This window comes from Pseudomonadota bacterium, from assembly GCA_018823135.1.
In the GTDB taxonomy this organism is placed as follows: domain Bacteria; phylum Desulfobacterota; class Desulfobulbia; order Desulfobulbales; family CALZHT01; genus JAHJJF01.
Window position 1 is genome coordinate 1 of sequence record JAHJJF010000014.1, and the last position, 11,718, is coordinate 11,718.

An 11,718-nucleotide genomic window follows, 5' to 3' on the forward strand; every position below is an offset into this window, starting at 1 on the left:
AAATTGTTTTTGCCACTCCAAGAGAGAAATAGTTGGCATTTTCATGGCAAGATCTCCTTAGCCTTAATAGGTTGATCTTACGTGAAAATGTAATCATTAAGCTGAGTATTGTATAGAGCCATATATTTGTTTAATTCAGTATTTTTGTGATAGTTAATTTATGCTTTTCTTATGTTTTCCCTGTTACAGTTTATGCAAGGTGACAGAATAAATCTTTCCGAAAAATAATATTCCAAAATCAATAGATCCATGCAGACAAAAATTCCTCTTGAAAAATCCATGGGCATGGTCCTGCCCCATGATATCACTGAAATTCGACCACCCTCAAAAGAGGGTGCTGACGGTCAGGGGCAATTCAAGGGCCGGGCCTTTAAAAAAGGCCATATCATCAGGGAAGAAGATATCCCCCGTCTGAAAAATTTAGGCAAAGAGCATATTTTTGTGCTCAAGCTCGGTCCTGACGATATACATGAAAACGAAGCTGCAGAAAAAATCGCTTCAGCATTAAGCGGCCCCGGCTCCAGAACATCCGGCGAACCCAAAGAAGGCAAAATAAATATCCTTGCCGACACAGAAGGTCTTCTTAAAATAGACGTTCAATCGCTGCTGGAATTCAATCTCCTTGAGGAAGTCGTCTGCGCAAGTCTCCACAACAATACCCCGGTGAAAAAAGATGAAGTGATTGCCGGAACCAGGTTGCTGCCCCTGGTTGGCTCAAGAAAAATCGTCAACCAGGCAATTGCAATCGCTGCAAGAAATAACGGTATAATCCAGGTAAAACAACTGAAGCGTATTACCGTCGGCCTGGTTATCACCGGCAATGAAGTCTTTCATGGCCGCATCAAAGATGCCTTTGCGCCGGTCCTTACTGAAAAGCTTGCATCCCTTGGCTCGAAAGTGACCCAGATAAGGTTCGCACCGGACGATCCTGAGGTCATTGCCAAGGAAATAAAGAATTGCTTAGACTGCGGCGTTGAACTGATTATTACCAGCGGCGGTATGTCTGTTGATCCTGACGATGTCACGCGACTGGGAATCCAGACCGCCGGCGCAACCGACATCATGTACGGTTCCCCGGTTCTTCCCGGCTCCATGTTTCTTGTGGCGCGAATCGGTACGGTTCCGGTTATCGGCGTACCTGCCTGCGGCATGTTTCACAAGATAACGGTTTTTGATCTTGTGCTTCCCAGAATGCTTGCCGGTGAACAACTAAGCCGTAAAGATATCGCGCTCATGGGGCATGGCGGACTTTGCCGTTTATGCAAACATTGCAGCTATCCGATCTGCGGCTTTGGAAAATAGAGACCAAGACGCAAAAGCTGTGGGCGAAAGGTACAATGCCGAAATTTCTCTGACTATAACAGTGAGAAACGCCGTCAAATTGATTCTGGCCCATGGCGGAAAAGTTATCGCCTTCCCTTCCTTACAGTAGCCGCGCTGGAGTGGAATTGAACCACACCGACAACCCCATTCTAAATAATTCATTCTCCAATGAGATCAAGACATAAGTCAGTCATTGCCAGCGATCACCTCTTGGGTAAGCCAGACAGCTATTGAGATTATCTAAATGGGAATAAATGTCCTTGATGCGGTGATTACCGCAGGTTGTACTGCGACGGTGCCAGAGAATCAGCAAGGGAGGAAAACGGAGAACCCTGGACGCGGCAGAAAGATGCGCGATCTTGATGGCTGTTTATGGACGCTTTGGTCTCAATCCACAGCGTTGTCAATTCAGTCCTGAGGGATATCCTTGGGACGGTCCTGAATAAGGAGCCAGGTTCGGATTGCCATGCGACCGGTGTCTTTTTCCCTGGCGCTGACTATCACCCGGTTCAATCGTCGTTGTAAAGGCGAATGATTGGGGACACTCAAGACATTCCCCTGCAACTCACCTTGCTGCCAGCCAAGTTCGCTCACATAAACCCCATAAGTTCCGGGCATGTATTTCTCAGGATATAAGATTCTTGCACTGAATTTTTCAGGGGATTGTGACTGCCGCGGCACAATATCTGGATAAATATCGGCAACAGGTAAATCCACCCGGTTGAGGATCTTGCTGAAATGATCAATGCCTGACCAGTCTTTTCCGAGAATCGGTTCCCTCGGGATCAGAAACACGTCGGTATTCTTGCTGACCGAACCAGGATCCTGGCTCATTATCGCCTGGTATCCGACCTTTTTGGCTTCGTCAATAACAAAGCTGTTATATTCACCATACGGAATGGCAAAATACCTTGGTTTTTCACCAAGCTCATTTTCCATGATTTTGGCGCTGCGCACAAGATCATCCCTGATCCAATTCCTGTATTGCCGGTCATTCATTTCGGAAGGCCTGTCGGCCATTCGATTATGAGAATAACTGTGCTCTTGAAAATCCACCCCTGCCCGCTTCATTTCACGAATCTGGTCCCAGGTGATAAAATTTCGGTATTTCCTGTCAACCGCCTTTACATAGATAAAGACCGTGAATGGATAGCCGAATGATTTTAAAATCGGCCAGGCTTGAGTATAAGTGCTCAAATATCCGTCATCAATGGTTATGACCACACTTTTGTCGGGAATTTTTTTGCCGGCAGCAAGAGTTGATGCAAGGGTTTCAAGAGAAATGACTTTATAGCCGTTTTCCTTGAGAAAGCTCATCTGTTCTCGAAAACGGTCCACTGATACATTAGTAGTGGGATATTCGCTTTCACCGAAACGATGATAGATTAAAACAGTGCCGCCGCTATGCTGGTCCGAAGAATTGCTTTCGGTCATGCCGGCATATGCATAGTCTTGAATCTGGGGCGCGAAAATGAAAATAAAAAGAAGAATATTCAGAAACAAAACAAAGGGAAATTTCACTGAAAAAAAATTAGATAACAACATTAAGATTTTTACGCAGAAACATCATATTCATGAGGCCGTCGGGATCATCCAATTGACTGGTGAGCAAATAACTGTCGAAACGCTGCAACTCGTTTGAGCGTATCATCCTCTTTACATCACGAATATAATCTTCTCTTCTTTCAGAGTATTTAATAAGCCCGTCAACCAGAGTAATGGGGTCGAAACTTTGATTTCTGAGGTCTCTGAATTTTGAATATGCCTGGTGGCGATTCAGAACTAAAATATAATCCCTGACTGATTCCAGTATGGAGGGATAAATTGCAATTTTATGATTTAAACCCTCTTCACGCAGGGCCGGAACAATCCCATTTTTGCCCCAGGTCCAGATGCCGAAAAGATTATTCCCTTCAAGTGCGAAACGCGAACTCCCCCAAGATGATTCGATGGCGCCCTGGGCCATAATCAGACTGATTGGAATAACGTTTACCCGCTTAAGAAGCACCTGAGAGTCAGAAGTACGGTATTTGGCAGTGAGATGCCTTAGAAAATCCAATTCCACACTATCAAGAATTACTGTCCAGTCACCATTATCAGAAAAATCAATTTTCCCGCCCACACCGGCTGACTGCAGTTTATTAAGAATATATTCCACCGTGGCTCTTTCACTTTCAATTTCAGAAAGAGCGATCATTGCGACGGGTAATAATGAATGGAAAAAGGCTCTTTTTTTATTGTTAACTTCAAGTTCTTCAAAGTTAACGGGGAAGCTGGCAAGAACAATAGGAGGTATTTCTGAATCCGGTTGAATATCCCACAGATCATAGGTCTTAAGTAGTTCCATCAACTCATGACCTGTGTCGACTTCCAGGGAGCGTACAAGGTTCCCCCTAACCCTTTGTTCTATAACATGTCCTTGCGACTGATATGACGAATAAAGTCTTAAAAAAAATGTGCACGAAAATACAATGACTAAAACAGACATAAGGCCGAAATGTAGAGGCCGTTTGCCAATTTTCCGCTGTCCAAAGGTAAGAAAACGGCATTTATCAGAGAAAACCGTTTGAATGTTTTCCGTATCTCCTTGGCGGGGACATTTGGCAGTTATATAATTCATGAACCTTCTTGCTGTTCTTAATATATATTCAAAAACATAACCGAGTATCGGTACACGCATCAGGCAAGACGGTGATTGTTTTTTTGAACTAAGTATATCCCGCATTAATTCACCGAACAAAACAGGTCTCTATACCAAATAAATTCAGAAAAATCAAGGATTAGACAATATTGTCCTGATTACTTGCTTAATACCGTTCGAATCGGATCATTTAATTGTATACGCAGCAGTCATTCAATTTCAAATATTTTTTAAGTGATATCAACGAAAGAACCCAACTTCTCAGTCACCTGATGAAACTTTTACCGTCACTTCATTGTTTTTTCCGAGCAGTATCAAAAAGCCCCGGCTGAATAGGTTTTGCCTTCTTTTCTTCGGAAATTTCTTGAGCAGGCATAATATCGACATTCATCGGAGTTTCAACGACTTCCGGCTCTTCTGCAACTTCTTTTGCCTTGACTTCGATTTCAATTTTTTTGGATTTTATCTCCGTAATGCGTCGTACCGGCCTGGTGGAAATTCTCTTACCGATTGCCGATGCACCCTTGACAAGAAATTCGTTGATTTCCAAATCCAGGGTATTAGTGCGAGTTCGCTTGGACGGCACCAGGTTGCAGCGCAAACTTCCCTCTTCACCAAAAAGTAATATTTGAATGTTGGATTTGCTGTGTTCCGTGAAGAGCCTGTATTCTTTTTCAAGGATGAATTTTGGCATATGAAAGCGTTTGAGATACGAAATATCCTGTTCCCCGTCTTTGTAAACGACATTAAAAAGGAGCTTTTCGTCCACCTTGCCGAACCATAACAAATCAGCTCCGACAAAGGTTTTTTCAGTGACATTGATGATTTTATACAATCCGTGTTTAAAAAGCAGCATCACCTTGTCGTATTCGGAACAGGATATGGCTGTCTCTGGATTCCCTTTGACCTGATAACCGAGAAAACCATCCTTTTCATCATAGGTCACGGTCAAATTGGAAAGAGCGACTTTTCGAGCCTGAACCTCGGTGAAAGTAGTGATTTCAGTTTTTCGCGGATACTGATTTCCATAGCGTTTCAGCAAACATTTAATGTAATTGATCGTAAATCCGACCATATCTGTAAGGCTCTGCGTAACCTCTTTGATGTTTTCATTTATCTCTTTGATATCTTTTCTTTTTTTGTCGATATCATAACGGGAGATACGCTTGATTCGAATTTCAAGGAGCCGCTCAATGTCTTCCTTGGTGATTTCCCGGACAAGATCGGCAAGATAGGGTTGCAAGGAATTTTCTACTGTTTCAAGTATTGCCGGGTAACTCTTGCATTCTTCAATCTTCTTGTACAGCCGCTCCTCGATAAAAATCTGCTCCAGCAAATTATGCTGAAGTTTTTCTTTAAGTCGAGAAAGCTCTATATTCAATTCATGTTCGAGATCGCCTACAAGCTTGTGAGTATTGTATTCGAGAACTTGATTAACTGAAATATTGACCGGTGAATTGTCCTTGATCAACGTGAGATTCGGGGTGATCGGTACTTCACAGTCAGTAAAGGCATAGAGCGCCCGGATCGTGTCTGCCGCATAAATTCCACGGGCAAGCTTGATTTCGATCTCTACTTCCTCGGCGGTATAATCATCTATGGAGAGAATTTTGATCCGGTTTGACCGAGCCGCCTTTTCAATGCTTTCAATCAGGGATTGGGTTGTGGTTGTGTAAGGCAGTTCCTTTATGACAATTGTCTTTTCATTTTTCTCAATGATTTTTGCTCTGCATTTGATTCTGCCGTTGCCTTGATCATATCCTGAAACATCAACATATCCGCCTTGAAGAAAATCCGGAAAAAACTCAAACTCCTTCCCCTGTAAAATCCGGATCTGGGCTTCCAGCAATTCCACAAAGTTATGGGGCATGATTTTGGTGGCCATGCCCACGGCGATTCCTTCAGCGCCCTGCATAAGTAATAAGGGAATTTTTGCGGGTAATGCAACAGGCTCAAGCATACGCCCGTCATAGGAGTCTACAAATTCGGTAAGGTCTTTATTGAAAATGGTTTCCCGGGCCAGCGGTGAAAGCCTACACTCGATATAACGGGCGGCAGACGCCTGGTCACCCGTATAGATATTTCCATAATTTCCCTGTCGGTCAATGAGATAACCTTTATTGGCAAGATTGACCAGCGCCGCAAAGATTGAAGCATCACCGTGAGGATGAAGCTTCATGGTAGATCCTACAACATTGGCGACTTTATGAAAACGGCCGTCATCCATATTAAATAAAGTCTGGAGTATCCGGCGTTGTACGGGCTTGAAACCGTCCGCAATGTCGGGAATCGCCCGTTCCTTGACAACATAAGAGGTATAATCTATGAAATTATCATCGAATAATTGATGCAATTCACCGTAATTTGTCAAGGTATCCATACTTAAAATTATTGCCTCGGATCTGGATGTTTCTTACAAAAGTCTCTGCATGGAATGTGGCACAGACCAATTTAATTAAAAATCAGGCCAAATAGTCCGTCAAATGTCCCATAATGTATTCTTTGCGTTCGGGAGTATTTTTACCCATATAAAAAGCCAGCAATTTGGGGACTTCACTGAGCTTGTCGATATTGACCTGCTTCAGACGTATGTTTTCATCGATAAACTGTTTGAATTCCTTGGGAGAAATCTCGCCAAGGCCTTTGAATCGAGTGATTTCAACGGCGTTTTTAATCTGCTTTTTGCCGGTAAGTTTTTTCTCGGCCGCAGCTTTTTCCTTGTCTGAATAACAATAAATCGTCTCGCTTTTAGTGCGGACTCTGAATATCGGGGTTTCAAGAATATAGATATGGCCCCGTTTCACCAGGTTTTCGAAATAATGCAGAAAGAACGTGAGCATAAGATTTCGGATATGCAGGCCATCGACGTCCGCATCCGTTGCCAGAATAACCTTGTCATAACGCAAACCTCCCACGGACTCTTCAATGTTCAGGGCACGCATGATATTATAGAGTTCATCGTTTTTATACAGCAAGGTCAGCGGATGTCCCAGGACATTCATCGGCTTGCCTTTCAGAGAAAAAACCGCCTGGGTCATCGGGTCTCTGGAACTTACAATGGATCCGGATGCGGACTGACCTTCGGTAATGAAAATCATGTTTTCGCGTCCGGCTGGAGAAGGCTGGCCTTTTGCCGGGTGGTACTTGCAATCCTTAAGTTGCGGCACCTTGATTGCTACTTTTTTGGCCTTGGCTTTGGCTTCCTTGCGGACATCCTGCAACTCTTTGCGAACCTTGGCATTCTGCTGGATTTTATTAATTAAGACATCTGCGACATCGGTATGTTTATAAAGATAATTACAGAGAACCTCCTTAACCCGATTTACAACAATCGCCCTAACTTCCGTATTGCCCAGCTTGTTTTTTGTCTGGGATTCAAATATCGGATCTTTGATCTTTATCGCAACGGTTCCGACAACTCCTTCACGGACATCCTCTCCGATAAATTTTTTCCCGGAATAATCGTTTATTCCCTTCAGGATGCCTTCACGAAAAGCGGAAAGATGTGTCCCTCCCTCATTGGTGAACGTGCCGTTTACAAAAGAAAAATACGATTCGCCATAGCCGTCGGTATGTGAAAAGGCAAACTCAAGCGTGCCGTTGCGGAAATGAACCGGTTTATAAAGCTGAGTGCCGTCAATCTCGTTATCTAAAAGATCAAGCAGGCCGTTTTCCGAATAAAAACATTCTTTATCTAGGTATAATTTCAGGCCGGCATTAAGATAGGCGTAACGCCAGAGCCTTTTGCTGACAAATTCCCGATTGTAAGTATACTCTTCAAAAATTTCACGGTCTGGTTGAAACTCGACATAGGTTCCGTTTTTTTCGGAAGTATCGCCGGATTCTTCACTTTCAAGTATCCCACGGACAAAATTTACGCATGCGAACTTGCCATCCCTGTACGATACAACCTTGAACTTTTCAGCAAGAGAATTAACCGCTTTTGTCCCGACGCCATTAAGGCCAACGGAAAATTGAAAGACATCAGTGTTATATTTGGCACCGGTATTGATTACCGAAACACATTCTATAATCTTGCCAAGGGGAATTCCACGACCGAAGTCCCGTATACATACATATCCATCTTCGGAAATTGAAATATTAACCCGTTTACCTGCACCCATGATGTACTCATCAACGGCATTATCAATCACCTCTTTCAAGAGGATATAAATGCCGTCATCCGGGTGTGAGCCGTTACCGAGGCGACCGATATACATACCGGGGCGAAGGCGAATATGTTCAAGGGAGCTTAATGTTTTTATCTTTGATTCGTCATATACTGTTGCAGGCATATTCATCAATCAAATTCCCCTCTGACTTTGAGCAAATTTACAAAAAAAAGAATATTTCAGATAAAATTTTGTAAGTTTCCACACCTTTGGGCAACATGGAAACCGGCAGGCCTGAATTGGTTTGCCTTAACCTTCAAAAAACATCATCGATTCAGGCATATATTATCAGTCAAAAAAAACATTATCCACAATATGTACTACCGTAAGCATACACTGTACACTATATCTTGTGTGCTATGATCTATGCAACAGTTTTTTATAGAGGTGAAAAAAATGACTGGAAGAACGCCGAAGGTGATTTTTTTTCTTTGAATTTACAAATAATGTAACATACTAGGCAAAATGTGACTATACACAACGACACGGTCCAAAAAATTCATGTCATTTGAAAAGTGTGTATACCTATATATGCATCGTCATCGTGCTTTTTAAGATGCCGACAAAATTTGCATTCAATAATATTTTGCGAGGAGATAAATGTGTCAGGCGAAATCAATACAACATTAGGAACCGCGCAAGTCCTTTGGAATCTTGCAGATCTCTATAAAGATATAAATGACCCTGCCCTTGAAAAAGACATTTCTTTCTGCCGGCAGGAAGCACAAGCCATAAACAAGGAATATGCCGGGAAGCTGGATTCCTTTGATCCGGGTGGTTTATACATCCTTGTTAACCGTCTGGAAAAACTTGAAGTCATACTTGGCAAAATATCAACGCTTGCCTTCCTGAACTTCACTACCCAGGTAAACAATGCCGAGGCTGGCGCCTTTCTACAAAAAATAAAGGAGACTTTAAGTACAATCGGCAAAGAAATCGTATTTTTTGAACTGGAATGGAGCAAAATTGACGAAAACCAATCCCGGAAACTTCTCGGTTCATCGGTATTGAGCAATTATCAACATTATCTCGCAAGCATGCGAAGATATGCCAAGCATCATCTGTCCCAGATCGAAGAAACCCTGCTCATTGAAAAAGCGCCAACCGGGAAAAGCAGCTGGAACAATCTCTTTGACAAAGTAATCGGTCACATGAAATTCGGTGTCAAACAAAGGACCGAAGAAGAGGTTTTATCCGATCTCTATAATCCTGAACGTACAGTTCGCATGCAGGCAGCAGAAGAATTGACACTGGGACTTTCGACCCAGAGTCATATCCTGACCCATATTTTTAATACAATTTTTGCAGACAAAATGATCGATGATCGATTGCGGCAGTACCCGGCATGGATAAGTTCAATGAATTTATACAATGAACTTGAAGACCACACAGTGGAAACCCTCATCGACAGCGTGGTTTCCCGCTACGATATTCCACAACGCTACTATAGGATCAAAAGCAAAATCCTCGGAATTCCCGAGCTCAAGGATTATGATCGCTACGCACCCCTTACCTTTCCAGGGAAAGAACCGAAAAATAACCAATCTAACCTCATCGACTGGAACACCTGTAAGGAAATCGTGCTGGATGCATTCCATGAGTTTTCGCCTCTCATGGCGGAGACAGCATCACTTTTCTTTACTGAGAGCTGGATACACGCACCAATCATAGAGGGCAAGCGCGGCGGAGCATTTGCTCATCCCTGTGTTCCGGAAGTGCATCCATACATAATGGTCAATTACACCGGCAACCTGAGAGACGTCTCAACCGTAGCCCATGAACTAGGTCATGGTATCCATCAGTATCTAGCCGCGGAACGGGGTTATTTCAACAGCAACACGCCTCTTGTGCTTGCAGAAACAGCATCAGTGTTCGGCGAATTGATTGTTTTTCATTCCCAGTTGAGCCGCATCAAAGACAAAAAAGAACGGTTGGCATATTTATGCCAAAAACTTGAATCTATCTTTGCAACGGTTTTTCGACAAGTGGCCATGAACAGATTTGAGGACCTTGTTCATAATTCAAGACGAAACCAGGGAGAACTATCAACGGAAAGTATATCGACCCTCTGGATGCAGACTCAGAAAGCCATGTTCGGCAACAGCGTCACCCTGACGGAAAATTATTCAATCTGGTGGTCCTATATTCCTCATTTCTTAAGTACCCCGGGGTATGTCTATTCCTACGCCTTTGGCGAACTTCTCGTGCTGTCCCTGTACCGAATCTATAAAGACGACAAAGCCGCCTTCACTCCCAAATATATTGAACTGCTCAAGGCTGGGGGGAGCAAAACCCCTGCTGAACTGCTTGAATCTTTCGGAATTAATCTCGACCAAAAGGCTTTCTGGTTGGGAGGACTGGAAATAATTAATGAGTTGCTGCTTTCAGCAGAAGAGTTGGCTGCGCAGCTAGAGGAGTAAAAAATCTGAGCATATCGGACTTATTCGATGATTACCGTGGCATTTTCTAGGATAACTTCATACTTGTAGCCGTATCCAAAATCCTTATCAACCGCCAATATGCCCCTTGAAACAACTGTATCCCCCACCATGACTATGGTATCTGTGGTTACTGTAAGGTCGTTGGTAAGGGAAGTACCGGTGCCGTCCTGCATATGGAGCCAGTTTTTCCCTAAAACCTGAGGCGTGAACTTAACCACTTTCCCCCTGACAACTACCTCTTTTCCAGCAATCTCCAGCTTTCCGGCGTAAATTTCCGATACAGTGAGGCCTCCTTCGGCAATCTTAACTGCAAGCCCTTCATACATTCTCCCCCTGATGACCGGATGGCCTTGTGGCAGATTTTTCTGAACGGCTGGTTCATTAATATTTGTACCGGCTGCGGCGACAAAGTATATTTCCTTGAAAACACGGCTCAATGATTTGCTATAAAAATTCCTCATGGGTGCCGATCCAGGTATTTCCACCTTATCCCCGGTTGATAAACTTATTTTTGAAGTGGCAATCCAAATCTGCTGGTCTCTGGTTTCAACAAGTAAATAGGTGTATCCACCGGATTCAATGACCTCAAGAATTATCCCTGGCTCATTATCATGATTCTTCACCAGGGCTCCTCTTGTTATACGATCTTGATTTGTTGAAGCGGTTGTTGCATGATCAGCAAGACAGCCGCTCAAAAAAAATAAGAAGCAACCAAGAAAAAATAATGTTGGAATACTTTGTAGATGTCTAATCTTTTTTCCTCCTCTATAAACCTTAAACCGATCGAGATATTCCTTGATATCTTTAATGGACTTTTCCAGTTCCTGCTGATTTTCCTTAATAAAAGCCCCTTCTCTGCGGCTATAATTTGACTTTAATCTACTACACTATCTCTCAGCGAAAATATTGTTGCATTTACTGAAAAAACGAAATCTTTCAATATATCGCCTTTCCTTCGTTTGATTGTATTTGTGAAATTACGCAATAATCGAACTGATTAAAGAAGTGGCCCCGGTTGATTGGACAGGTTGGCGGCGGAAATAAGGTGGAAATCCATTGTTGTTATGCCGCCAGCTTGATGACGGTTCCGGGATAACCGGCCCGTGGTTTCTGCCAATATACTTCATCCGGTGTTTGGTCG

At 43.2% G+C, this 11,718-nt stretch carries 7 protein-coding genes; 2 read left to right on the plus strand and 5 right to left on the minus strand.

The features are described 5' to 3' along the window. Positions 1 to 249: 249 nt before the first annotated feature. Entirely contained in the window at positions 250 to 1,302 is a 1,053-nt protein-coding gene (locus KKE17_00870) for a molybdopterin-binding protein (GenBank protein ID MBU1708533.1), read from the plus strand. A gap of 429 nt (positions 1,303 to 1,731) precedes the next feature. On the opposite strand, the gene KKE17_00875 is transcribed toward KKE17_00870, so the two are convergent. From KKE17_00875 to KKE17_00890, 4 genes are all read right to left on the minus strand, one after another. Next, positions 1,732 to 2,757: a polysaccharide deacetylase family protein gene (locus KKE17_00875; GenBank protein ID MBU1708534.1), complete on the minus strand. Its 1,026-nt coding sequence runs from the start codon at positions 2,755 to 2,757 to the stop codon at positions 1,732 to 1,734. A 97-nt stretch (positions 2,758 to 2,854) separates the two neighbouring features. Further along, a complete protein-coding gene (locus tag KKE17_00880; protein ID MBU1708535.1) occupies positions 2,855 to 3,670 on the minus strand; it encodes a glucosaminidase domain-containing protein in 816 nt (271 codons plus the stop codon). Positions 3,671 to 4,256: 586 nt separating this feature from the next. Continuing rightward, positions 4,257 to 6,344 (minus strand): DNA topoisomerase IV subunit A, encoded by a 2,088-nt coding sequence (locus KKE17_00885; GenBank protein MBU1708536.1) that lies wholly within the window; start codon positions 6,342 to 6,344, stop codon positions 4,257 to 4,259. An 82-nt stretch (positions 6,345 to 6,426) separates the two neighbouring features. Next, positions 6,427 to 8,265 (minus strand): type IIA DNA topoisomerase subunit B, encoded by a 1,839-nt coding sequence (locus KKE17_00890; protein MBU1708537.1) that lies wholly within the window; start codon positions 8,263 to 8,265, stop codon positions 6,427 to 6,429. A gap of 473 nt (positions 8,266 to 8,738) precedes the next feature. On the opposite strand from KKE17_00890, the gene KKE17_00895 reads away from it, so the two are divergent. Beyond that, positions 8,739 to 10,556 (plus strand): M3 family oligoendopeptidase, encoded by a 1,818-nt coding sequence (locus KKE17_00895; GenBank protein ID MBU1708538.1) that lies wholly within the window; start codon positions 8,739 to 8,741, stop codon positions 10,554 to 10,556. 20 nt (positions 10,557 to 10,576) lie between these two features. Here KKE17_00895 and KKE17_00900 read toward each other — a convergent pair whose 3' ends face one another. Then, positions 10,577 to 11,200, minus strand: coding sequence for a hypothetical protein (locus KKE17_00900; GenBank protein MBU1708539.1), 624 nt, complete (start codon positions 11,198 to 11,200; stop codon positions 10,577 to 10,579). Positions 11,201 to 11,718 lie beyond the last annotated feature (518 nt).